Source organism: Flavobacterium anhuiense (assembly GCF_900101855.1).
Classification (GTDB): domain Bacteria; phylum Bacteroidota; class Bacteroidia; order Flavobacteriales; family Flavobacteriaceae; genus Flavobacterium; species Flavobacterium anhuiense.
Genome location: NZ_FMVC01000002.1, coordinates 614,044 through 638,959, shown reverse-complemented (window position 1 = coordinate 638,959; position 24,916 = coordinate 614,044). Strand labels below are relative to the sequence as shown.

Genomic DNA, 24,916 nt, shown 5'->3' with positions numbered 1-24,916 from the left:
TTATTTATGTTAGTAAAAGTTTACGGAAGCGCCGTATTTGGTGTTGAGGCCACAACGATTACAGTTGAGGTACATATGGACAAAGGAATTGGTTATCATTTAGTTGGGCTTCCAGATAATGCAATTAAAGAAAGTAGTTTTAGAATTGCCGCGGCTTTAAAAAATAACGGATTTACTTTTCCGGGAAAGAAAATTACAGTCAATATGGCGCCTGCCGACCTTCGAAAAGAAGGTTCTTCATACGATTTGACATTGGCTATGGCAATTCTGGTTGGTTCAGATCAGATAAAAGCTCCAGAAATTGAACGATATATTATTATGGGTGAACTTTCTCTCGATGGAAGTTTACAGCCTATTCGCGGAGCATTGCCCATAGCAATCAAAGCCAAAGAAGAAGGTTATAAAGGATTTTTTCTTCCTATTCAAAATGTAAAAGAAGCAGCTATTGTGGCGGGTCTGGATGTATACGGAGTTGAAAATTTAAAAGAAATTGTTGATTTTTTTGCTGGCAAAGGAACACTAGAACCGACAGTTATTGATACAAGAGCAGAATTTTATAAAACACTAGATTTTCCAGAGCATGATTTTTCAGACGTCCGAGGACAAGAAAGTATTAAGCGCTGTATGGAAATCGCAGCAGCTGGCGGTCATAACATTATTTTGATTGGTCCGCCTGGTGCAGGAAAAACAATGCTGGCCAAACGAGTTCCGAGTATTTTGCCTCCAATGACTTTACGCGAAGCTTTGGAAACTACTAAAATTCATAGCGTTGCCGGAAAATTAAAAGAAGTCGGATTAATGAATCAAAGACCATTCAGGAGTCCGCATCATACTATTTCTAATGTGGCTTTGGTTGGCGGCGGAAGTTATCCTCAGCCTGGCGAAATATCGATGGCGCATAACGGTGTTTTATTTTTAGATGAATTGCCAGAATTTAAACGTGATGTTTTAGAAGTAATGCGTCAGCCGTTAGAAGATCGTGAAGTAACAATTTCCCGTGCTAAGTTTACGATTACTTATCCATCATCTTTTATGTTGGTGGCAAGTATGAATCCAAGTCCTAGCGGTTTTTTTAACGATCCAAGTATGCCGAATACTTCTTCGCCACACGAAATGCAGCGTTATATGAGTAAAATTTCAGGTCCGTTATTAGATAGAATCGATATTCATATAGAAGTTACTCCAGTCCCGTTTGAGAAATTATCAGATGAGCGAAAAGCAGAAAGCAGTGTCGAAATTCGTAAACGAGTTACAGCAGCGCGAGAAATCCAAACCAAACGATTTGAAACCGTTGAAAATGTTCATTACAACGCGCAAATGAGCAGTAAGCTGATTCGTGAATTTTGTGTTTTAGACGAACCTTCAAAAGAATTGCTTAAAACAGCTATGGAAAGATTAAATCTTTCTGCCAGAGCTTATGATCGAATTTTGAAAGTTTCCAGAACTATAGCCGATTTAGATCATTCAGAAAATATTGTTTCATCGCACATTGCAGAAGCAATTCAATATAGAAGTTTGGATCGAGAGGGATGGCTGGGATAAATTATCAATTATCAATTGTCAATTGACAATTGATAATTGATAATTGTAAAAAATATTATTCTTTACTTTTCGGGTAAAAGAATTTAAAAGAATTAAAAACAGCTGTATGCAGAATCGAACCGTGGTTTTCTTCTGGGAAATAATCAAAATAAGTTTTCACGTTTTTGCTTTTAGATTCTTTTAGTTTTTCTGCCAGTAAATTGGCATCAACTTCCATAACATGCGGAATTGCTGTTGGAGCTAGTCCTTCTTTGCCAACAGCAATATAGATTTCGATTTGCTGATTGAAATTTTCTTTTAGCATTTCAGAATCTAAATCTAGAAGAGAGCCATTGTTCCACCATAAACTCGGACTTACAATAACATATTTATTAAAAAGAGTCGGCTTTTTAAGCAGGATTTCGGTTCCTAATAATCCGCCAAGAGATTGGCCGATGATGGTTTTGGAATCATTTGTTTTGTATTTTTTCTCAATAAATGGTTGCAATTCTTTTTCAATAAAAGCAATAAACTGATCAGAATGCCCTGTGGTTGGAAAACGAGTTTTGTCTTTTTCAATTGTAGTTGGAAAAGTGAAATCTCTTTTTCTGTCAACAGTTGCAATTCCTACTACAATTGATTTTGGAACCTGATTGATCCATTCAAAACTATTAAACTGAACTAGCCCAGAAATATGAATAAAATCTTCATCGGCAGAACCGTCCAATAAGTAAATGACAGGATATTTTGTGTCTTCTGCTGGATTATAACCTTCAGGAAGATAAATGTTTAAAATTCTTTTTTCGTTTAGTTCTTTGGATTGAATTTCATCAATAACTCCCAATACAAAAGGCTTTGAAGTTTCTATGTTTTTGGCTTTATTCTTTTGGCTGAATGCGAAAGTAGAAGAAAAAAGTAAAAAGACCAGAGCAAAAAATTTGTTCATTGATAGTAAAGTAAAAATGTTTTTATAAAAACGAAAATACAACTTTAATATCAGTAAATTCTTCTTTTGTTTTGGCCTTTTATATACAATTGAAAATTATTTTGCTTTTTCAGCAAAAATAGCATCTAGACCTTCCATTGCAATGGTAAAACCTTCTTTGAATCCCATTTGAATGATCATTTCCAAGTCAGATAGTTTTTCATGTTTGATGACAACATCTACAAAGGTAGATCCGTCTTTTTCAGAGAAAGTCACATTCCAGTCAGAGCGTGGAAATTCCTTGTTTAAATTGCCTTCGCTGTCGCTAAAAGCATCTAGATATTTAAAATTAGTTTTCGGACTAATTGAAGTAAAATCTGCAATGGCCCAATGTTCTTCGCCTTCAGGTCCCAGCATAGCATATAATCTGCGTCCGCCTTCTTTAAAATCCATGCTTTTGGTTTTAGATTTCCACGGAGTCGGCGCCCACCACAAATCCAAAATTTGAGGTTCTGTCCAAGCAGACCAAACTTGAGGCAGCGAAGCGTTAAATTCTCGTTTTACGTTTACAGTATTGTTTTCTTTATCTACAGTAAAATTCATTAAAAGATTTGATTTCATTTTTTTTAGATTTTAATTCGTTAATAATAATTCGGTTGAAATAATTTTATTTTTCTGCTAAGATTTTATCCAAACCTTCCATCGCTGATGTAAATCCTTGTTTGAATCCCATTTCGATTATTTTTTCAAGTTCTTCAAAACTGTCTCTTGTAATTACAATATCAACAATGGTAGAATCTCCCTGCTCAGAGAATGAAACATCCCAAAAAGAACTTCCAAAAGCAGAATTTGGATTTCCGTCAGCATCGCAAAAAGTAGAAGTGTATTTAAAATTTGTTTTAGGAGAAATCGAAGTATAATCAAAAGTACTCCAGCCTTGCACACCTTCAGCACCAACCATTGCGTACAATCTTCGTCCGCCTTCTTTAAACTCCATGCTTTTTGTCTCAGATTTTAGCGGAGCTGGAGCCCACCACAAATCCAGAATTTCAGGTTCTGTCCATGCAGACCAAACATTTGATAACGGAGCGTTGAATTCGCGTTTTACATTCACTCTTTTATTTTCCTTGTCTACAGAAAAAATCATTAATAAATCAGTCTTCATTTTCTTTAGATTTTAAGTTTAGTAATACTTGATCCAATTGGCTAAAACGCTGTTCCCAAATTGCTTTAAATTGCTCTAGCCATTGATCAACTTCTTTCATTTTTTCAATTTTGAGCTGATAGTAAATTTCTCTGCCCAATTTCTTTTCTTCCAATAAATCACATTCATTCAATATTTTAATGTGTTTAGAAACCGCTTGTCTTGTAGTTTGGAACTGTTCTGCAATTGCATTTGGGGTTAATGCACTCGAAGAAATCAAAACTAATATTGCTCTTCTCGTCGGATCGGCAATAGCTTGAAAAATATCTCTTTTCATTTTTCTAAATATAAATTCGCAACTAATCAGTTGCAAATATACGCAACTTTTTGGTTGCGCAATAAAAAAACACGATTTTTTTTAATTAGAATATTCTAAACAAAAAAAGACGCATCAAAAATGCGTCTTTTCTTTATGTGGGAGTTATATAATTATTTCCTGAACTTATTTTTTACAATGATATCTTTTAGTTTGGCTTTCAAGTCTTCACCAGTATCGTAAACCATTTGTTCGTTGTTTGGGAATGCAACGGCTCGTTTGTCAAAATATGCCAGATAATTATCATCACAAGCACCTCTGTTTCCTTTGTAAGTAGAATAAATATTTTCAAAAACATATTCGCTGCTTATGGGGAAAGTTTGTACTAGCTGATTGCTTTTTAAATCTACATAATCCACTTTTGCTGTTACAAGACAAGATTTAAATTGTCTGAATTCGTAAACCGTAGCACGAAGCGTTTTATAATTATCTACTTTAATCTCTTTGCCCAAACTGTCTTTGACAGGTCTTCCGCGACTATCTAAAAGTGTTTTTACGCCATCTTTAACTTGTCTTTCCTTTACAAATTCTTTCTCTTTAATCTGCTCTGGCGAAATCGCAATTTGTCTAAAACTCAAAATTAAACTATAGTCATAATTCACATTTTTTTGTCTAGCACTATGATAAACGGTCCATTTATCATTTAATCCGTAGGTTTTAAAATCCAGTAAATCATCCTGAAGCATTTTCGGAATGACCATATTGGTTTCGTTTTTAGCATAAACATCAACAAAATCAGTTCCTTTAAACTGCGCATCATCCATCAGTTTTTTGGTGTTTTTGTAATTTGGATTAATGCTTTCCAAATACGCAAAATCATCATAAGCTTTTCTAAAATCTAATTTGTTATTTGATTTCAAAAGCATTGAAGCGTTTTCATATAAATATTTCGAAAGTGCATTTTTACTGTTTACAATTTCATTCGAATAATTATCAAATGGGAAATAAGCATTTTTTCCCTGCTTCAATAAAGGCAGAGGCAATAATGGACGAATTTTTTCCTGACGATTATTTAGCTGTAAATAAGTATTATAAATGCGTTCTGTATTGGCAGGATTGTTTTCTTTGTTCAGCATTTCCAAATTTCGAAGATCACGATCTTTGGCTTTTGTAAAAGCTTCTTCCAATAAATAAACATAATCTTGTTTTCCTTTAGAATCTTTTTTGGTGCGAAGTGCTTCAACAGCGCGATCAATTGCGCCATCATAATTTCCATCGCTAAGCATTGATTGTGTTGTCTTTACCCCACAAGAAGAAAGAGCTAAAAACAATATAGAAATGAGAAAAGTAATTTTTTGCATAGTTTGTTTTTTGAAGGTGTAAATATATCTTTTTTAACTTTCAACAACTATGCCTTTTTCTAATTTATTTGAGGAGCAGAATAAGCTATTTTATAAGAAGGAAAAAATTAGTCTTCCCAGTTTTCAATTACATTATCGTTCCATAATTTTTCAGCGAATTCTCTAAAAACTTTCGTTCCTTTCTTAAAGTTTTCATCCAGTTTATATTCGCCTCCTTCAAATTGTTTTTTGCCGTTATCGTCAATGCCAACTGCGACTTTATTTTCGCCACGCATGGCATATTTTGTATTCCCTTCATACATAATAATCTTCATGTCAGAAGGACTAACATCGCCATGACAAACTGTTTTATACATGAGCCAAGTTTCGGCAATTCCATTTTTGTCTAAATCTGTAACTTGAAAAGTGTTTTTGACAAATGAAGCAACAATGTCAACTGGACAATCTGAAATGTAATCGTAAACTTTCCAAGTTTGCTTCACTTCATTGCCTGAAACTATAAAATGATACCCAAATAATTCAGCATCTGAGCCTTCTGTTTCGTGCGTAAATTTTTTGTTGATGTGATAACCAGTTTCTGTAGTAATTACAATATTATCGCCCAATTTATCTTTCCATCTAACAGCATTTTTTACAAAACCTTCGTATTTAATTGAAGCAGGAAATTGAGTTGAATCGATTTTTTCAACCGTTAAGACAAAAGGTTCTTCAGTTGAAGGTTTTCCATTTGAAACGGCAGTTTTTACGTCATCTTTTTTCTCTGGTTTGCAATTTGAAAACAGAACAATAAACAGTAATAAGATCGTGATTTTTTTCATAAAGGGCTTATGTGCAATTTTAATGTGTGAGTTGTTTTTTGATTAATACAATTTGTCCTAAATGATAATAACTATGTTCAATCATAGCTTCGATGTTTCTTTTGTAAGTTCCGTATTTAACATCTACAAAACCTTCATCGAGTTTTTCATCAGACATTTGTTCTACTAGCAAAGCAAATTCTTCTGCATCATTCCAAAATTTAGTTAGAAAATTGTTCCATTGTTCTTGCGAACAAATGGGAGGAAAGTCAAAACTAAATTGATCTTTTATGTCCAATGTTCCGCCTTTAAAAACCTGATTGATTCCATTAATGTAATAATGAACATGCTGAGCCAGAGCTGCAATCGTATTTAAATCCTGAATCGGACTAACTGCAATTTTCCAATCCAGATTTTCTAGCTGATCTTTAAAATTGGTGTTTGCAATCCAAGTTCCGTTTAAAATAACTTCTCTGAAACGATTGGCAATTTCTGTTGTACTTTTCATGTTCCATAAATTTAGGAGTTACTATTAAGAATTTATTCCTGCTGAATCCATTCGTATTTTCCATTTTTCAGATAGATAACGCCGCCTCCGCAGCTTTCTTCGGCATGAATAAAGATTCCGTCATTTGGCAGTTTTATTTTGTCTTCTTCTGCAACTTGTTCTTCGCCAATAATATCGCCATTTTCATTTACATTGTTAAAGTAAACCTCATTTTTAGGCGCTTTTTCAAATATTCCTGCCCAATCAATTTCGTCAAAACCTTGTCTTAAATATCATTTCCAAAACCTAAATAATCAGTTCTTTTTCCGTTTCCGTAAGTGATTTTGAAACCGCTTTTTTGGTTGTTTTTGCTTCTAAAGATTTCTACAGTTTCATCTAGATTATCTCCGTCAAGATCGCATAAAATTTTATTGGTTTTATGTTTTGTGGAAAGTACAATTGTATCTGTTTTTTGTGTTTCTGGCTTTTTCTTTTCAGTTACTTCCAAAGAATCTTTTGAAACAATTTTAGGAGTTTCTAATTCTGTTTTTGTTTCTTTTTTACAAGAAATGGCAAGTACAGATAAAAGGAGTAGAGTTCTAATTTTCATATTAGGCTTAGATAAATTTTAAAATGCTAATATAAAAAATTACGTACGAAAATATATAGCTTTATGAATTGTTGAATATCATCCTTTTAAATTATTTTATGAATTGCCTCCAGCTTTAGCTGGAAGTAGAATATTGATATAAAAAAGGCTTTAGCCAAAAAAAACGATTTGGCTAAAGCCCTTTTATGACTTTTTATTTACCTCCAGCTAAAGCTGGAGGCAATTGAAAATGTATTTATTTAGATTTTCTGATCTTCACCTGATATACAATCTCCCAAAAGATAATTGAAAAAACAGCATTAGCAAAAATGGCAGTTTTAACCTGATAAGGATCGTAATTGACAAGTAGGTGCAAATTGGTAAACTGTAAAGCTAGAAACATAGCCAAAGCTGCAATTCCGACAGCGCAAAGTACGTTAAGCAAAGGTTTCCATTTTAAGGCTGTAAAAGCATAAATAAGATTCAAAATACCAAAACCAGCACCTAAAGTTACAAATGCATCTCCTTTAAACTTTTCGTTTAATTCAAGCAAGAGCTGTGTAGAAGTAAGGTATAAGAAGAAAAGAATTGAATAAATGAGGATTCGTACTTGCGGTTTCATTTTGTATTGATTTTTTATCGAGCAAAATTAAGCATTTAAAATGAAGCTCTGATTAGGTTTTACGGCAAAAGCGTTTCTATTTTGGTTTCCGATTTTTCCTTTAGCGGGCTATCAGCCTTCAAACTCCAAATGATTAGAAATTTTCCTTTTACAACATATTCTTCTGGATGTTCATCTGTTGGTTCGCCTGCTTTTCCCCAAAGTAAACCTTGCAGAAAACGATCTCCTTTAAAAACGTGATCGAATTCAAAATACATAATAGAACCGCGATCGGCTTTGCTTTTAAAACTCTGGATGGCTTTACTTTTTACAGTTCCAACAATATTGCTGTAGGTTTCAATATCATTATAAAAACTACAGGCTTGTGGCGTAATGCAAACATTCCCGTCGCTTACCATATAACCGCCTTTCGGAATTTCTTTTGGTTTTAGTTTTAAATCAGCTAGGGTTTGGCTGAACGAATTGGTTGAAAATAATAGTAATAATGTTGATAGTAGGATTGTAGGTTTCATTTGGTTTTTGGGGTTTGATTTGGAATGTAAATATATCTAATAAACTTCATCATATGGTTTGGGAATGAATCTTCGAACTAATTTTATTTTAATAAATTTTTCATCACTTTCAATTTTTATTACCTTAAAGGATTCCACAATCATTTTGTCATATCTGAGAATATCTATCATTGTTTTGTTTTCAACTTCATAGATTGCAATCGAAAAATAATCTTTAGGATATTTTGTAACCATTCGTGACGGAGGTTCTTTACAAAAAGAACAGCGACCTAAAATAAATGCCTTTTTTTGATAAAAAGTCCAATCAATAAATTTGCAAAAATCATTTTGTGTATTTGTCTTATTTTGAATTGCTATTAAAGTGTCGCTTTTAAAATATAGACTATCTACATTGTTAAATTTCCATGATTTGATTGAAGGTAAACTAATCCGACCATTTTTCTTTTGTATTTGACTTTCTTTAATTATTTTTTGAACTTCAGATTTGGAAATTTTGTTTTGAGATATCAATAAAAGTGGGAATAACCAAACAATAAAAAGAAATTGAAGTTTTTTCATCGAAGAAATAGATAGCTGTTGAATTAAAGCTCACATTATAAAAAACTCACAAAAGTCAAAGTGATATTTGTGCGTTTGTAATTTTATCTTATCAAGTAAATTATTTCCCTTTTAATAATTTTTCTAAATATTCAACCTTATCTTTTTCTGCCTGAACCAAACGTTCGTAAAGTTCTACAACTTTATCAAGTGGATTGAATGTGCATTCATTATTAGTTATGAAACTTCCAGAAACGGATTCGTTAAATGTATTGAAATAATTAATCACATTTTCTTCTGAAAAATTTTCGATTGCTTCTTTAGTTACGCCTAAAGCTTTTGCAATTTCTATAAGTTTTTCTTGTTCAATCGTTTCGCTCGCTTCCCAATTAGAGACAGATTGCTGGCTTACGCCAATTGCAATTGCAAGTGCTTCCTGTTTCATACCTTTAAGCTCTCTGATTCGGCTTATGTTTCTGCCGATATGTTTTGGTTTTGTTGTTGTACTCATAATTTCAAAGGTATTTAATTTTTTTGATTTTATTGAAGAGTAAATATATGATTTATCTGAGGTAATACTTAATGATTTTAAAAGCTTTTATTTTCTTCGCTTACGCTTTTCGTGAATGGTAATTTGATTAGATAGAGCTAATTCTTTTAAACATTCTTGATAAATATCTTCTCGCCATTTTTTGAAAAGATCTATTAGATTAAAAAACAATTCTTCGGGTATATTTTCTGGTTGCGGTTTTTTGAGTAAAGTCCCTATGGTAATGTTATGTGATTTTCCAGAATGATTAATAACATAATTTTGTCTAGTTTCATCTTCTAAAAACATATCTGCATAGTAATGTTTTAATACTACTTGGTCGAGATTTATGAATCCTAAAATTAAGGTTTTAATTTCTGATGGTATTTCACATTCAAATTGTTTCTCAATTTGTTCCATATTTTTATCAAGAAAATGTAATCGAACTTTACATTCAAAAATGATATCTATATAAATCCCTAAACTCAATAATCTTTCTGACCAACCATCAAAATGATCATAAGAAAGAATGTAGTCTTCATGTAATTTGAAATTTCCTGTTGAAGAGTCTATTTTACGTATGTTAAGTACTTCAAAGTCCATTTGTTTAGGTATTAAATACTTTTTTAGTTTTGATTAAGTAAAGTTTATCCACAATCTTGTCATTTCGACGAAGGAGAAATCTTCGTAAGTAGCTCTACAAAGATTGGAAATGTTATTCAAATAAATAATTAAGAAAATCCAAATCAGGATTAATAATTTTTATCAATTCGATTTTCTTTTCTCTGCGCCAGTCTTTTATTTCTTTTTCACGAGCAATTGCTTCTTGAACCCATGTGAATTTTTCGTAGTACAACAAATAAGTAGCATTGTATTTTACAGTAAAGGTTTTGTTTTCTGTTGTATTGTTTGCTTTGTGCTGACTTAAGCGGATTCTTAAATTATTTGTGACTCCTGTGTAGAAAACGGTTTTGTATTTGTTTGTTAGGATGTATATGTAGTATGTGTGATAGCCTTCTTGATGTAGCATTTTTTTAATGCTAAAGATAGATAATTATTTAAGATTTTTCTTTCTTTTATACGGTTTTGTTTCTAATCTTTGTGGAGCTACTTGCGAAGATTTCTCCTTCGTCGAAATGACAAACTTAGTGGCTACTTTGTGTATGATTTGAGCGAAATACTTTGCGGAGTTTCTTGTGAAGATTTCTCCTCCGTCGAAATGACAAAACTGGACGGTTAGTTACTTTGCGTGCTTCGACTTCGCTCAGCCTGACAAAGTACAGCAATCTAAAATCTAAAGTCAGAAATCTAAAATAAAAAAATCCCGCCTCAATTAAGAAACGGGACTTTGGTGATATTCCTTTTTTTTCTATTGTTAAACCGTAGCAGCAATTTCTTGTGGCAACGGAATTTGATTTTTAAGTAAATCTTCAAATGTTTCTGCTTGGCGAATCAAGATTCCTTGTCCGTTCATCCAAAGGACTTCTGCTGGTTTGTATCTTGAGTTGTAGTTAGATGACATTGAGAAACAGTATGCCCCAGCGTTTCTGAATTCTAAAATATCACCTTCAGTGATTTCTGCAATTCTACGGTTGTTGGCAAAAGTATCAGTCTCGCAAATGTATCCTACAACAGAGTAAAAACGCTCTTTTCCTTTTGGATTAGAAATGTTTTCGATATGGTGTGAAGATCCGTAAAACATCGGACGGATTAAGTGGTTGAAACCACTGTCGATTCCAGCGAAAACTGTTGATGTTGTTTGTTTTACTACGTTTACTTTTACTAAGAAATGACCTGCTTCACTCACCAAGAATTTTCCTGGTTCGAAAATCAGCGTTAAATCTCTTCCGTATTCTGCACAGAAAGCATTGAATCTTTTAGATAATTTTTTACCTAATTCTTCGATGTCTGTTTCGATATCGTCTTTTTTGTAAGGAACTTTGAATCCGCTTCCGAAATCTAAGAATTGTAAATCTTTGAAATGCTTAGCGGTATCGAACAAGATTTCGGCAGCATACAAGAATACTTCGATATCCAAAATATCAGATCCTGTGTGCATGTGAATTCCAATAATGCTCATTTTTGTGTTCTCCACAATTCGCAAAATATGAGGAATCTGGTGTACAGAAATTCCGAATTTACTATCGATATGTCCAACAGAAATGTTAGCGTTTCCGCCCGCCATTACGTGTGGATTGATACGAATACATACCGGAATATGTGGATGTTTTGTTCCGAATTGCTCTAAAATAGATAAATTGTCGATATTGATTTGTACTCCCATTGCAGCAACTTCTTCTATTTCTTCTAAAGAAACGCCGTTTGGTGTAAAGAAAATTCTTTCGGGTTCATAGCCAGCGTGAAGCCCTAACTGAACTTCCTGAATAGATACAGTGTCTAAGCCAGACCCCATGTTCTTTAATAACTGTAGAATCGCAATGTTAGACAATGCCTTCATGGCATAATTAACTCTTAAGTTCTCCACCTTAGAGAAAGCTTTAGTTAATCGGTTGTACTGAGATTGGATTTTTTCAGCATCGTAAACATACAATGGACTTCCAAATTGGTCTGCTAACTGCAGTAAATCTTTTGCTTGCATTTTTAAATCATTTTGGGCAAAGTTATTACACTTTTGATTACCAGCAAATAATTTGTAGAAAAATAACAAAATATAACAAATTGTTTTATTTCAAACAAAAAGTTGCTGTTTTTGAAATTTTATAACCTTTGTTAAGATACTATCCCGATAGCTATCGGGACTAAGTTTTTTGCCACGAATTCACGAATTTCTCTAATTTATAAATGCTGTTGAAATGTTTTAACCGCAAATTACACAAATTTTCGCAAATTTTTAATTTTAGAATTTCGCAAAATGCTAAAATATAGCCCGTGGTTTCAACCATGGGAAGAGTACGGATTGGACGTAATCATATATTGCGTCCCGGTGGTTGAAACCACGAGCTATGTTTGAAATAGAAATCGACCAGAAAATAAAAATTCGTGAAAATTTGTGCAATTCGTGGCAGACAAAAATAATCTGTGCTAATCATTTTATCCCTATAACTATCGGGAGTGGTAAAAAAACAAAACCCCTGAATATAAAATCAAGGGTTTGTGATAGTATGTGTTGTATTTTTTTTCGGTTTTTTACAGGCTAGGAAGATCTCCTTTTCCTTTAGTAGGCAAGTTTGTAGATCCCATAAGGAATAAATCTACCTCTCTTGCAGCTTCGCGACCTTCTGAAATAGCCCACACGATTAATGATTGTCCTCTTCTCATATCACCAGCAGTGAAAATGTGAGGAACGTTTGTCTGATAGTTATGTGCTTTATAGTTGTTTCTCGCGTCAATTTCGATTCCTAACTGCTCGCTTAACGTTTTCTCTGGACCCGTAAACCCAAGAGCCAATAAAGCTAAATCGCAAGGCCAGATTTTTTCAGAACCTTCTTTTTCGATTAATTCTGGACGCTGACCTGGAGTCATTTTCCATTGCACTTCAACTGTTTTTAATCCAGTTAATTCACCTTTTTCGTTAGAAATGAATTCTTTAGTATTGATTAACCAGTTTCTGTCGCAACCTTCTTCGTGAGAAGAAGATGTTTTCAACTGCAACGGCCAGAAAGGCCATGGAGTTGACTCGCTTCTTCCAACTGGAGGTTTTGGCAAAATCTCAAAGTTAGTTACCGATTTAGCTCCGTGTCTGTTCGAAGTACCGATACAGTCAGAACCAGTATCTCCACCACCAATAACGATTACATCTTTTCCAGTAGCTTTAACTTGGTCTGGAATAGATTCTCCGTATAAAACTTTAGTTTGTTGCGTTAAGAAATCCATTGCTTGAACAACACCTTTGCTTTCAATTCCTTTAGTTGGCAAGCTTCTTCTTTCAGTTGCTCCTCCACATAAAACAATAGAATCGAATTGGTTTAATTCTTCAACGCTGAAATTAACTCCAACATTTACATTTGTTTTGAAAGTGATTCCTTCTGCTTCCAAAATAGCTACACGACGGTCAATAATTCCTTTTTCTAATTTGAAATTTGGAATTCCGTAACGCAATAAACCTCCAATTGCGTTGTCTCTTTCAAAAACAGTAACAGTGTGACCCGCTCTGTTTAATTGCTGAGCTGCTGCAAGACCTGCAGGTCCTGAACCAATAACGGCAACTGTTTTTCCAGTTCTTGTTTTTGGTGGCTGAGGTTTAATCCATCCTTCAGCAAACCCTCTTTCTACGATGCTTTTCTCGATGTTTTCGATAGAAACCGGATCTTTGATGATTCCTAATACACATGATTTCTCACATGGAGCAGGGCACAAGCGTCCTGTAAATTCAGGGAAGTTATTAGTAGATTGTAAAATCTCCAACGCGCTCTGCCATTCTTCCTGATGTACCATGTCGTTGAAGTCAGGAATTAAATTTCCTAACGGACAACCACTGTGGCAAAAAGGAATACCACAGTCCATACATCTTGATCCTTGTTCTCTTAATTTATCTTTTGGTACCGGAATAGTAAATTCGTTGTAGTTCGAAACGCGTTCTGCAACTGCTAAATTACTTTCGTCGGCTCTGTTATATTCTTTAAATCCGCCTATTTTACCCATGACTTTTTTATTAAATCTAAATGATTAAATTCCGATTCTTAAATTCCAAATTCCATTTTTTTTAACCGCAAAGTACGCAAGGTTCTTTGTTTTGCTTTTTGGAGTGTTTTAAGTTCGCAAAGCTTTGAGGTTAACTTCAATCTAAAATCTAAAATCTAAAATCTGAATTCTAAAATCATTTATCCCGCTATTAATTCTTCTATTTGTTTTTCTTCTGCAATTCGTTTTAATGCTTTTTTGTAATCAGTTGGCATTACTTTTACGAAGTGCTGTTGTTGGTTTTCCCAGTCTGCTAAAATTCTTTTTGCTAATGGACTGCTAGTGTACAACGAATGGTTTTTGATCAGTTTTCTTAGTTTCGTAAGATCTTCTTCTTCCATTGGATCGAATGCAACCATTTCCATGTTGCAAACTGTAGAATCGAATTTCTTATTTGGATCGTAAACATAAGCCACACCACCGCTCATACCAGCTGCGAAGTTTCTTCCTGTTTTTCCTAAAACTACTACTGTACCACCAGTCATGTACTCGCATCCGTGATCTCCAATTCCTTCTACAACTGCTGTTGCTCCAGAATTTCTCACACAGAAACGTTCTCCTGCGATACCATTAATATAAGCCTCTCCCGTAATAGCTCCGTAAAGGGCAACGTTCCCGATAATGATGTTGTCTTCAGGATTGAAAGTCGCAGTAGGAGGTACTTTTACAATTAGTTTTCCTCCAGAAAGACCTTTTCCTAAATAGTCATTACAGTTTCCGTGAATTTTAAATGACAATCCGTTTGTGGCAAATGCACCAAAACTTTGTCCGGCAGAACCTTCAAAATCAACTAAAATAGTGTCATCTGGTAATCCTTGTGCGCCATAAATTTTCGAGATTTCGTTACTCAAAATCGCACCTACAGAACGGTCTGTATTTTTAATTTTGAATGTAACTCTCGTTTTCTCCTTTCTATAGATAGATGGAATAGCTTCTTTGATGATGTCAAAATCCAATACATTCTCAAGAGCGTGGTCTTGAGTCGTTGTGTTGTGATTTGGAACTGTTTTCGCTTTTTCCGGTTTGTATAGAATAGTTGATAAATCTAAACCATTAGCTTTATAATGCTTGATCGCTTTGTCTACGTTTAATTTTTGAGACTGACCTACCATTTCTTTTAAAGTTCTGAAACCTAACTGTGCCATGATTTCTCTTAACTCCTCAGCAATGAAATACATGAAGTTGATTACGTGCTCTGGAGTTCCTTTGAAATTTTTTCTCAATTCTGGATCCTGAGTTGCAATACCAACCGGGCAAGTATTTAAGTGACAAGCTCTCATCATGATACATCCAGAAGCTACAAGCGGAGCCGTTGCGAATCCGAATTCTTCTGCACCTAATAAAGCTGCGATAGCAACGTCACGTCCTGTTTTCAATTGTCCGTCACATTCTAAAACTACACGGCTTCTTAAATCGTTTAAGATCAAAGTTTGTTGTGCTTCAGCTAAACCAAGTTCCCATGGAATACCTGTGTGCTGTAAAGACGTTAATGGAGCAGCTCCCGTTCCTCCGTCATAACCTGAAATCAAGATAACGTCAGCTTTTGCTTTGGCAACACCGGCAGCGATGGTTCCAACTCCAACTTCAGAAACTAATTTCACGTTGATACGAGCTTCACGGTTTGCGTTTTTCAAATCGTAAATCAACTGAGATAAATCCTCAATAGAATAAATATCGTGGTGAGGTGGAGGCGAAATCAAACCTACATAAGGAGTAGAGTTTCTCGTTTCAGCAATCCAAGGCACTACTTTTTCTCCAGGTAACTGTCCACCTTCTCCAGGTTTTGCTCCCTGAGCCATTTTGATTTGGATTTCTTTGGCATTTGTCAAATAGTTGATCGAAACTCCAAAACGTCCAGACGCAACTTGTTTAATAGCAGAGTTTCTAGAATCTCCGTTAATTTCTTTCTGGAAACGTCTTGGATCTTCTCCACCTTCTCCAGAGTTACTTTTTCCTCCAATTCTGTTCATTGCAATTGCTAAGTTCTCATGCGCTTCCTGGCTGATAGAACCATAAGACATTGCTCCGGTTTTGAATTTCTTCACAATTTCTGTCCAAGGTTCTACTTCGTCAATAGAAATTGGATCCAAGTTGTTGAATTCAAACAAACCTCTAATAGTCATTAAGTTTGAGCTTTGCTCGTTTACAGCATTTGCATATTCTTTATAGCTTTCTGGGCTGTTTAAACGAACTGCTTGTTGTAATTTAGAAATCGTAGTTGGGTTAAACATGTGTTTTTCGCCACCACGTCTCCATCTGTAAATACCTCCAATTTCAAGAGAAAGCAAGTTTGCAATTTTTGAATTTGGGAACGCTTTTTGGAAACGTTTTTTAACCTCTTTTTCAACTTCCATTAAACCAATTCCTTCAATTCTTGATGGAGTGTAAGGGAAGTATTTAGATGTAAATGTTTTGTTTAAACCTAAAATCTCGAAAATCTGAGCAGCTCTGTATGAATGTAAAGTAGAGATACCAATCTTGTTCATGATTTTCACGATTCCTTTTGCAATCGCTTTGTTGTAATTCACAACTGCATAATCTGCTTTTACTTTTGTAATGAAACCTTTTTCAACCTGATCGTGAATGATTTCGTTTACCATGTAAGGATTGATAGCACTTGCACCGTATCCGAACAATAAAGCAAAATGATGCGGTTCGCGTGGTTCAGCAGATTCGATGATGATTCCGAATTTAGAACGAACTTGTAAAATGTTTAATGAGTGGTGAATATAAGAACAAGCCAATAACATTGGAATTGGAGCCAATTCTTCGCTAACGCCTCTATCAGATAAGATAATGATGTTGCATCCTTCATTAACCGCTTTAAAAGTCGCCTGAACGCATTTTTCAAGCGCGCGCTCTAAACCGTTAACTCCTTTTTCTATTTTATATAAAGTAGAAATAGTAGCCGATTTGAAATCTGCATGATCGATATTTCTGATTTTATCCAAATCCTCATTAGAAATAACTGGATTTTGGATTTTTAATTTTTTACATTGTTTAGATTCGATTTCGAAAATATTGAAATCTCCACCAATCGCTAAACTGATATCCGTAATGATTTCTTCACGAATACCATCCAATGGCGGGTTAGTAACCTGAGCAAACAATTGTTTGAAGTAATTGTACAACAACTGAGGCTGATCTGAAAGAACTGCCAAAGGTGTATCGTTACCCATAGAACTGATCGCTTCAGCTCCGTCGCTACCCATTGGGTTGATGATTGTTTTTAAATCTTCAATAGTATAACCAAACAAACGCTGTCTTGTTAAGAAATCTAATTTTTCAACAGGAGTAGGGTTGTTGGTGTAAGGAACGCTAGCCAATGGCAATAAGTTTTCGTCAACCCATTGTTTGTATGGACGTTTTGTAACGATCGCTTTCTTTACTTCTTCGTCTTCGATGATACGCCCTTCGTTCATATCAACCAAGAACATTTTTCCTGGCTCAAGACGACCGTGCTGAATTACATCTTCTGGATCGATGTCTAATACACCAATTTCAGATGACATAATTACGAAGCCGCTTTTTGTTAATGTATAACGAGAAGGACGCAATCCATTCCTGTCTAGTAAAGCACCAATTACGTTACCATCTGTAAACGGAATAGAAGCAGGACCATCCCAAGGTTCCATGATACAAGCATTGTATTCATAGAAAGCTCTTTTCTCAGGAGACATTGTTTGGTGTTTTTCCCAAGCTTCAGGAACTACCATCATCATTGCCTCTGGAAGAGAACGGCCAGTCATTAATAAAAGTTCAATCACCATATCCATAGAAGCAGAATCTGATTTTCCTTCTAAGATAATTGGGAATAATTTTTTGATGTCATCGCCAAAAACTGCGCTTTGCATAAGCTCTTCACGAGCACGCATACGGCTTACGTTTCCACGAAGTGTGTTGATCTCACCATTGTGACACATGTATCTAAATGGTTGAGCTAAGTCCCAAGATGGGAATGTATTTGTAGAGAAACGTTGGTGTACAAGTGCTAAACGTGTCACCAAGTCCGGATCTTTCAAATCTATATAATAACGGCTGATGTCTTCCGGCATCAATAGACCTTTATATATTATAGTAGTTGTCGATAAACTAGTAAAATAAAACATGTGGCTTTCTGAGGTCTTAGATCCTCTTACGGCATGTTCAGCAATTTTTCTAGCTGCAAAAAGTTTTGCATTAAATTCTTGTTCAGTTAAATCTTGTCCGTTTTTAGAAACGAAAACTTGTTTAATTGTTGGTTCTTTTTCTGCGGCGATTTCACCTAAATTTTCAACGTCAACAGGTACATCTCTCCAACCTAAAACTTTTAAGTTTTGATCTTTAATAGTAGCCTCAAATGCATTAATACAAAAAGAAACCTGGTTTTTGCTTTTTGGTAAAAAAACCATTCCTACTGCATACTCACGCGCTTCTGGGATTTCAAAGTCACAAACTTTCTTAAAAAAATCATGAGGAATGTCGAATAAAATTCCGGCTCCGTCACCAGTTCTTCCATCAGAACTTACGGCACCACGATGTTCCAATTTAATTAAGATGTCTAATGCTTTGTGAATAATATCATTTGACTTAATACCATTCAAATTACAAATAAATCCTGCACCACAATTGTCGTGTTCAAATTCAGGCAGATAAAGCCCTTGTTCTTTAACTCTCATTCTTGATATTTTTTTTACAAAAATACAGATTTCGTTAAACATAATGTATTGAAATAGTGCTTTTGCTTTCATTTTTGCTGTAATATTAGAAAAAGGGTTCTTAATTATTAATATTATTATAGAAGGCATCCCGAATTGCTAAAAATATAATTACTCTTAAAATATATTAGGAAAAATCGTCGGGAGGCCAATAAAACCAATGAATTTTTTGTTAAATATCAAACGTTTTCTGAGAATTGTGTTAACATTAACAAATTGTTCCGTTAACGATTTGTTTGCTTTGAAAAATTATCAACGCTCAATACCTACATATAACATTTATTTAATTGAAAAAGATTTTACTATTCAGTTGTATTTTGTTACTTTTGTCGCACTTTTATTCTGAAATAAATTCAGAACCAGACAAATTCTATATTATGAACATACACGAATATCAAGGAAAAGAAATTTTAGCGAGTTACGGAGTACGTGTGCAACGCGGAATCGTGGCTAATAATGCAGTTGAAGCTGTGGCTGCTGCAAAACAATTAACTGCCGAAACTGGAACAGGATGGCATGTAATTAAAGCACAAATTCACGCAGGTGGTCGTGGAAAAGGTGGTGGAGTTAAGCTGGCAAAAAACTTACAACAAGTTGAAGAGTTAGCAGAACAAATCATCGGAATGCAATTAATTACTCCTCAGACTCCGCCTGAAGGTAAAAAAGTTAACAAAGTATTAGTAGCTGAAGATGTTTACTATCCTGGAGAAAGCGAAACTTCTGAATTTTATGTTTCTGTTTTATTGAATAGAGGTACAGGACGCAACATGATCATGTATTCTACTGAAGGTGGAATGGATATCGAAGAAGTTGCTGAGCACACTCCACACTTAATCTTTACTGAAGAAATTGATCCTTCTGTAGGATTACAAGGTTTCCAAGCTAGAAGAATTGCTTTCAATTTAGGTCTTTCTGGAAACGCTTTCAAAGAAATGGTGAAATTCATCGATGCACTTTACAATGCTTACATTGGTTCTGATGCTTCAATGTTTGAAATCAATCCAGTTCTTAAAACTTCTGATAACAAGATCTTAGCTGTTGACGCTAAAGTTAACATCGACGATAACGCTTTATACAGACAACCAAAATATGCTGAAATGAGAGATATTCGTGAGGAGAATCCAATCGAAGTTGAAGCTAAAGAAGTTGGTCTTAACTATGTTGACCTTGACGGTACTGTAGGATGTATGGTAAACGGAGCTGGTCTTGCAATGGCAACTATGGACTTAATTAAATATGCTGGTTTTGAGCCTGCTAACTTCCTTGACGTAGGAGGAACTGCTGATGCTAAGCGTGTTGAAACAGCTTTCAGAATTATCTTGAAAGATCCAAACGTAAAAGCTATCTTAATTAACATCTTTGGAGGTATCGTTCGTTGTGACCGTGTTGCTCAAGGTGTTGTTGACGCTTACAAAAATATGGGAGACGCTATCAATGTGCCAATTATCGTTCGTTTGCAAGGAACAAATGCTGAAATTGCAAAAGAATTAATTGACAACTCTGGTATGCCAATCTTATCTGCAGTTCAATTCCAAGAAGCTGCTGACCAAGTAAAAGCTGCTCTTTCTTAATTAAATAAGAAATCAATTTATATAGAAAATCCATTCCAAAAGGAGTGGATTTTTTTTGTTTTAACCGCAAAGGGCGCAAGGATTTTCTACGTATAAGAATATACATAAACGCAAAGTTCGCAAAGCTATATGGATAAAGCTTTGCGAACTTTGCGTTTCTATATATTACTTGGTAAAATTCTTGCGTCCTTTGCGGTTAAAAAAATATTATTTCAAAACAGTTGATAAGTCCACAATTTCAAATGTTGGATCATTTTCTACAAAGCCTCGAATGATTGAAGCATGACCTGCACCAACTAAGACCATTATTTTGTTATCTGTGCTTTCGGTTAGTTTCTGAATTAGAGAATACATGTACAAGTTTCTTTTGTACCAATTTGCAACTAAAGAAGGTCCTGAAAAATCATCTGGATTTCCAGCTCTATTTGCTATTTCCAAATACCATTGAAGATTTTCATTTTCGGTTTGTTTTGTATTGTAATACAACATCATTTCTTGTAATGAGCTTTTTGCTATTTTTTCATTATGTTCTTTTTCAAAATTTCCTGTTGTAACTTTGTTTTTCTCCATTAACTCCTTTTGGTTTGCTTTTTCCATGGCTATCATTAAACTATCATATCGAAAAGGAGTATAAAGATTCATTCCATACAATTTTTTATGATTCAGTTTTTTAGCCGTGCGAATTGCCAGTTGTGTTATTTCGTTTTTATCGTTTTTAAAAAGACTATCCGTGTTTTTATTATAAAGCTTATCTAATTCTGCTTGTTTGGTAAACTCCCATTCAACGAATATTTTATCAGGACCAAATTTTTTGATCTTGTCACTCATTATTTCGAGTTCCTTTTGGCTCTTTTCAGACATGATATTGAAACTATTCAGTTTAGCAACATCCAGACCAGGATTGGCGTAATGAAAAGTCCCAACCAATAATATCTGTTTTTTCTTGGTTTGAGCAGAAGTTAAATTTAATGTGATAATTGCGAGTAATAAAATGATTTTTTGCATGACGTTTGTTTTTAAATTCATGGCAAATGTATCAGCAGATTTAGAACTTAATTTTCATTTTTGATGAAACGTAGATTCCATTAGACCAACTATCCAAATTTCACTTTCAAAATGTTCGTGTAAAGTTTTTAGCCGTTTGTCATCAAAAAAATAAGGTTTCATATAAATACCATTTTCTTTTAAAGTCATAATCGTATTTTTGAGTTAATTATCAAAAAACTATGAAATCAAAAATTCCTTTTTACTATCATATTGTTCTTTTCTTTTTGTTACTTCTAACCTATATTTTCTGGGATATTGGACTAAATAATAGAGAAGTAAAATTCGTATTGCAATCTATTTACTTAGGAATTACTCCAGCTTATTTATTGGCTGTCTTTATTATCTATATTCTTAATTTTTATCTTTTTTGTAATTGGTTTTTAAACAAAAAGAAATTACTCTTTTATATTCTAACAATTCCAGTTTCGTTATTGCTATTTACTGCTGTTCGTTATTTTTTGGAAGAAGTTGTTTTGTATAGTATCACAGGAATGCACAACTATTATGAAGAAGCAAGGGAAATTACCTATTACATAAAAGACAATTTTTTCTTCGGATTGCCAGCTGTAATTTTAAGTGCATTAACTTTTTTGTTTTGGCAGTTCCAAACCGCACAGCATCAAAACCAGGAATTGCTTTTGGAGAATAAAAAAGCAGAGTTTCAAATGCTTAAAGCACAGGTTAGCCCACATTTTTTGTTTAATACGTTGAATTCTTTTTATAGTCAGTTGGTTTTGAAAGAAGACGAAATGGCTGATGATATTTTGGTGCTTTCCGATTTGCTTAGATACGTTATTACCGAAACAGATAAAGATGAAGCCATACTTTCAAAAGAAATTCAGTTTATTCAAAACTATATTCATTTGCAGAAAAAACGTTTTGAAGATCAGCTTTTTTTAGATTTTACAATTGAAGGGAATTATTCAAACGAAAAACTCATTTCTTCGGCTTTGGTACATTTTGTGGAGAATGTTTTTAAACACGGGAAACTAAATGATGAAAAGGAAAAAGCTCTTATTTCTATCAAAATAACAAACGGTTTTTTAGAGATTTCAACTTTCAATTATAATGTAAGCGGAGAAAATTATTCCTCTACCGGGATTGGTTTTGAAAACCTTACCAAAAGACTTGAGTATATGTACAAAGATCGATTTATTCTTGAAAAAACAGAAGAAAATAATACCTTTAAAACGTACTTAAAAATACCGCTAAAAAAATAATCTATGGCTTTTAAATGCATTATTGTAGACGATGAACCGCCTGCAACCAGAATATTGGAAAACTATATAGGAAAAGTAAATTTTCTTGAAAAAGTTGGAGTTTTTAATGATTCATTAAAAGCATTGGAATTTTTAAACACACAATCTGTTGATGTGATTTTCTTGGATATTCAAATGCCTCAGTTAACGGGATTGCAGCTTTCTAGAATCATTTCGAAAAATATAAAAGTCATTTTCACAACCGCTTATCCAGATTTTGCTTTAGAAGGTTTTGAATTGAATGCAGTCGATTATTTATTGAAACCGATTTCGTTTGAACGTTTTTATCAAGCGGTTTCAAAGCTGAATTCAGAACCTAAAATAGAAATCTCAAATCAGAGCAATCTGCCTGATTTTCTTTTTGTTAAAACAGATGGGAAGAATAAATTTCAGAAAGTGTTTTTGAGAGACATTTTATATATAGAAAGTCTCCAGAATTATGTTTGCATTCATACAGAAAAACAACAGATTATAACGCATTCGTCTTTGAAAAATGTAATTGAATCGTTACCGGAAAATGAGTTTATACAGATTTATAAATCATATGTTGTTTCTTTAAAACACGTTGAATCGACAGATAATTTTTCGGTATTTATCAATGGAAAAGAACTGCCGATAGGAGCGACTTTTAAAGATGCTTTTTTTGATAAAATCGAGGAGAATAAAATTTAAAAAAAAGATAGCCACGAATTCACGAATTTTTATTTTCAAAGATTATCAAAAATAATTCGTGAATTCGTGGCTATAAAACTTTAAGGTTAAATTATTTCTTATTCTTCCCGTTTTTGTAAACCACTTTTTCTACAACAACCGGTTTTCCATTTCCTTTTGGGAATGATTTCTTTTTAGGCTTTCCGGCTGCTGAACCTGATTTTGATGGACTTTTATCGCCTCTGTATTTTTCAGAATCTTTTGGTGTAGTTTTAAATTCTGGTCTTTCTTTAGAAGTTTCTCTTTTCGGAATTTCAGCTTTATGCTTTGCTAAAACCTCGTTTGGATTTTTAGGGTTTTCTTTCGTTCCTCTTAAATGGATTACTAATCCGTTTAAGAAATTGCGTAAAACCTGATCGCCACATTCCATATAATTCGGATGATCTTCTGCTCTGAAAAAAGCGCCTAATTCTGATTTCGAAATTCTAAAATCTACTAATTCTAAAATTTCAACTATTTGGTCATCACGGAGCATCAAAGCCACGCGAAGTTTTTTAAGTATATCGTTATTTGTCATAATTTTTGTTTCATGTTTAAAGTTTCAGGTTTTTCCAATCGTTACTTGAACTTAAAAAACCATTATTTACTTTTTGCAAAGGTAGTTTTTTTAAATGATTAAAAACGATAATTAAAATCATTTAAAACGTTTAAAAGTTTGTCTAAATCCTGTTTAAGATGATTGGCAGTAATCACAATTCGGTTTAAAGGCTCAGCTTCTTTTTTATATCTGAAACTGGCAATAATAATGTTTTCGTGTTTTAGTTTTTCAACTAATTCATTCGATAAAAGATAAATTAAAGGATAGTTTTTATCAAATAAGATAGTGCTGTTTTTGATTAAAATCGAATCAATATAATTTAGATTATCCAGCAGTTTTTGATGCTGTATTTTATATATTTCTCTGGCATCAGAAAGTGTCTGCACAAAAGCAGGATTCATTCCTGCGGCACTTGTAAAAGTTTCCAATTCTTTGATTTGATTTATAAATTCAGAATCGGAAGCAATTACACCGCCAGTTAATCCGAAAGCTTTTCCTAATGAAGAAACCATTATTTTTCTTTTAACGGGAAATTCAATTGAAGAATAAATTCCACTACCATTTTTGCCAGTAATTCCTAGCGAATGCGATTCATCGACTACTAAAGTAATTGCTTTGCTTTTTGAAATTTTTTCTAAAAATGATAAATCAGCAGGTTTTGTTTCGAAAGACGGAACGCCATCGGTTAAAATCGTTATTTTTTCAGGTTTTGAATCTAACAGACGATCGTTTAATTTTCCGTTTAACAATATTGGAAAACTATTTTCAATCTGAATAGCCGAATGAATTTCATTTAAATGATAAAAGCAATCGGTTTCTTTTTTTAATTTTTCTAAAACCAGTTTTCCAGCCAGCATTCCTGAAGAAACTGTGACAGTCTTTTCAGAACCAATATGAGAAGCCAAAAAGCTTTCGCCTGCGTCATAAGCTGACAGCTGAATATTTGCCGTTCTGGAGCTTCCGTATGTAGTTCCCCAATTCAAAATGTTTTGAATTACTAATTCTTGAAACTCTTTGTTTGTTGGAAGTCCCAAATAAGCAGTTCCGCCAAAATACAAATACTGTTCTTGGTCAATTTCAATAACTCGATCTGGAAATTTATCGACTGTCAT

The 24,916-nt window shown here is 33.8% G+C and carries 24 protein-coding genes; 4 read left to right on the top strand and 20 right to left on the bottom strand.

Going from position 1 to position 24,916, the window contains the following annotated elements; all coding sequences use genetic code 11:
* Window positions 1–6 precede the first annotated feature (6 nt).
* Window positions 7–1,542: a YifB family Mg chelatase-like AAA ATPase gene (locus tag BLP44_RS07360; protein WP_091131082.1), complete on the top strand. Its 1,536-nt coding sequence runs from the start codon at window positions 7–9 to the stop codon at window positions 1,540–1,542.
* Window positions 1,543–1,597: 55 nt separating this feature from the next.
* Here BLP44_RS07360 and BLP44_RS07355 read toward each other — a convergent pair whose 3' ends face one another.
* From BLP44_RS07355 to gltB, 17 genes are all read right to left on the bottom strand, one after another.
* Window positions 1,598–2,467, bottom strand: coding sequence for an alpha/beta hydrolase (locus tag BLP44_RS07355; RefSeq protein ID WP_091131078.1), 870 nt, complete (start codon window positions 2,465–2,467; stop codon window positions 1,598–1,600).
* Window positions 2,468–2,563: 96 nt separating this feature from the next.
* Window positions 2,564–3,067 (bottom strand): SRPBCC family protein, encoded by a 504-nt coding sequence (locus BLP44_RS07350; protein WP_091131075.1) that lies wholly within the window; start codon window positions 3,065–3,067, stop codon window positions 2,564–2,566.
* Window positions 3,068–3,113: 46 nt separating this feature from the next.
* A complete protein-coding gene (locus BLP44_RS07345; RefSeq protein WP_066032476.1) occupies window positions 3,114–3,611 on the bottom strand; it encodes an SRPBCC family protein in 498 nt (165 codons plus the stop codon).
* On the bottom strand, window positions 3,601–3,927 hold the full coding sequence (locus BLP44_RS07340) for an ArsR/SmtB family transcription factor (protein WP_008462100.1): 327 nt from the start codon (window positions 3,925–3,927) through the stop codon (window positions 3,601–3,603). The genes BLP44_RS07345 and BLP44_RS07340 overlap by 11 nt, the downstream gene beginning before the upstream one ends.
* 152 nt (window positions 3,928–4,079) lie before the next feature.
* Window positions 4,080–5,267, bottom strand: coding sequence for a hypothetical protein (locus BLP44_RS07335; protein WP_091131072.1), 1,188 nt, complete (start codon window positions 5,265–5,267; stop codon window positions 4,080–4,082).
* Window positions 5,268–5,374: 107 nt separating this feature from the next.
* Complete coding sequence (locus BLP44_RS07330; RefSeq protein ID WP_091131068.1) at window positions 5,375–6,085, bottom strand: M949_RS01915 family surface polysaccharide biosynthesis protein; 711 nt, start codon at window positions 6,083–6,085, stop codon at window positions 5,375–5,377.
* A 19-nt stretch (window positions 6,086–6,104) separates the two neighbouring features.
* On the bottom strand, window positions 6,105–6,572 hold the full coding sequence (locus tag BLP44_RS07325; RefSeq protein ID WP_091131064.1) for a DUF1572 domain-containing protein: 468 nt from the start codon (window positions 6,570–6,572) through the stop codon (window positions 6,105–6,107).
* 265 nt (window positions 6,573–6,837) lie between these two features.
* Window positions 6,838–7,161: a hypothetical protein gene (locus BLP44_RS23135; RefSeq protein WP_244511695.1), complete on the bottom strand. Its 324-nt coding sequence runs from the start codon at window positions 7,159–7,161 to the stop codon at window positions 6,838–6,840.
* A gap of 235 nt (window positions 7,162–7,396) precedes the next feature.
* Entirely contained in the window at window positions 7,397–7,762 is a 366-nt protein-coding gene (locus BLP44_RS07315) for a hypothetical protein (RefSeq protein ID WP_008462110.1), read from the bottom strand.
* Between the two features lie 59 nt (window positions 7,763–7,821).
* Complete coding sequence (locus tag BLP44_RS07310) at window positions 7,822–8,274, bottom strand: hypothetical protein (RefSeq protein ID WP_091131059.1); 453 nt, start codon at window positions 8,272–8,274, stop codon at window positions 7,822–7,824.
* Between the two features lie 36 nt (window positions 8,275–8,310).
* A complete protein-coding gene (locus BLP44_RS07305) occupies window positions 8,311–8,832 on the bottom strand; it encodes a hypothetical protein (RefSeq protein WP_091131057.1) in 522 nt (173 codons plus the stop codon).
* A 100-nt stretch (window positions 8,833–8,932) separates the two neighbouring features.
* Window positions 8,933–9,322 (bottom strand): helix-turn-helix domain-containing protein, encoded by a 390-nt coding sequence (locus tag BLP44_RS07300; RefSeq protein ID WP_091131053.1) that lies wholly within the window; start codon window positions 9,320–9,322, stop codon window positions 8,933–8,935.
* 87 nt (window positions 9,323–9,409) lie between these two features.
* Window positions 9,410–9,943, bottom strand: coding sequence for a hypothetical protein (locus tag BLP44_RS07295; RefSeq protein WP_091131049.1), 534 nt, complete (start codon window positions 9,941–9,943; stop codon window positions 9,410–9,412).
* 112 nt (window positions 9,944–10,055) lie between these two features.
* Window positions 10,056–10,370, bottom strand: a complete 315-nt coding sequence (locus BLP44_RS07290) for a GIY-YIG nuclease family protein (RefSeq protein WP_008462115.1) — start codon at window positions 10,368–10,370, stop codon at window positions 10,056–10,058.
* A 345-nt stretch (window positions 10,371–10,715) separates the two neighbouring features.
* Window positions 10,716–12,008: a diaminopimelate decarboxylase gene (gene lysA / locus BLP44_RS07285; protein ID WP_262494190.1), complete on the bottom strand. Its 1,293-nt coding sequence runs from the start codon at window positions 12,006–12,008 to the stop codon at window positions 10,716–10,718.
* Window positions 12,009–12,487: 479 nt separating this feature from the next.
* Window positions 12,488–13,942 (bottom strand): glutamate synthase subunit beta, encoded by a 1,455-nt coding sequence (locus BLP44_RS07280; RefSeq protein WP_091131046.1) that lies wholly within the window; start codon window positions 13,940–13,942, stop codon window positions 12,488–12,490.
* Window positions 13,943–14,121: 179 nt separating this feature from the next.
* Window positions 14,122–18,639 carry a glutamate synthase large subunit gene (gene gltB, locus BLP44_RS07275; protein WP_008462119.1) on the bottom strand — a complete coding sequence of 1,506 codons (4,518 nt, stop codon included), beginning with the start codon at window positions 18,637–18,639 and terminating at the stop codon, window positions 14,122–14,124.
* A gap of 416 nt (window positions 18,640–19,055) precedes the next feature.
* On the opposite strand from gltB, the gene sucC reads away from it, so the two are divergent.
* The gene (sucC, locus tag BLP44_RS07270) at window positions 19,056–20,249 is read left to right on the top strand and encodes an ADP-forming succinate--CoA ligase subunit beta (RefSeq protein WP_091131042.1); all 1,194 of its coding nucleotides are present in this window, start codon (window positions 19,056–19,058) and stop codon (window positions 20,247–20,249) included.
* A 207-nt stretch (window positions 20,250–20,456) separates the two neighbouring features.
* Here sucC and BLP44_RS07265 read toward each other — a convergent pair whose 3' ends face one another.
* On the bottom strand, window positions 20,457–21,254 hold the full coding sequence (locus BLP44_RS07265; protein WP_091131397.1) for a DUF5694 domain-containing protein: 798 nt from the start codon (window positions 21,252–21,254) through the stop codon (window positions 20,457–20,459).
* 221 nt (window positions 21,255–21,475) lie between these two features.
* Here BLP44_RS07265 and BLP44_RS07260 point away from each other — a divergent pair, with 221 nt between their 5' ends.
* Entirely contained in the window at window positions 21,476–22,516 is a 1,041-nt protein-coding gene (locus BLP44_RS07260; protein ID WP_091131038.1) for a sensor histidine kinase, read from the top strand.
* A gap of 3 nt (window positions 22,517–22,519) precedes the next feature.
* Entirely contained in the window at window positions 22,520–23,227 is a 708-nt protein-coding gene (locus BLP44_RS07255) for a LytR/AlgR family response regulator transcription factor (RefSeq protein ID WP_091131034.1), read from the top strand.
* 91 nt (window positions 23,228–23,318) lie between these two features.
* On the opposite strand, the gene BLP44_RS07250 is transcribed toward BLP44_RS07255, so the two are convergent.
* Together BLP44_RS07250 and BLP44_RS07245 are read right to left on the bottom strand one after the other, a co-directional pair.
* Window positions 23,319–23,783, bottom strand: coding sequence for a DUF1456 family protein (locus tag BLP44_RS07250; protein WP_091131032.1), 465 nt, complete (start codon window positions 23,781–23,783; stop codon window positions 23,319–23,321).
* A gap of 98 nt (window positions 23,784–23,881) precedes the next feature.
* The gene (locus tag BLP44_RS07245; protein WP_091131029.1) at window positions 23,882–24,916 is read right to left on the bottom strand and encodes an aminotransferase class I/II-fold pyridoxal phosphate-dependent enzyme; all 1,035 of its coding nucleotides are present in this window, start codon (window positions 24,914–24,916) and stop codon (window positions 23,882–23,884) included.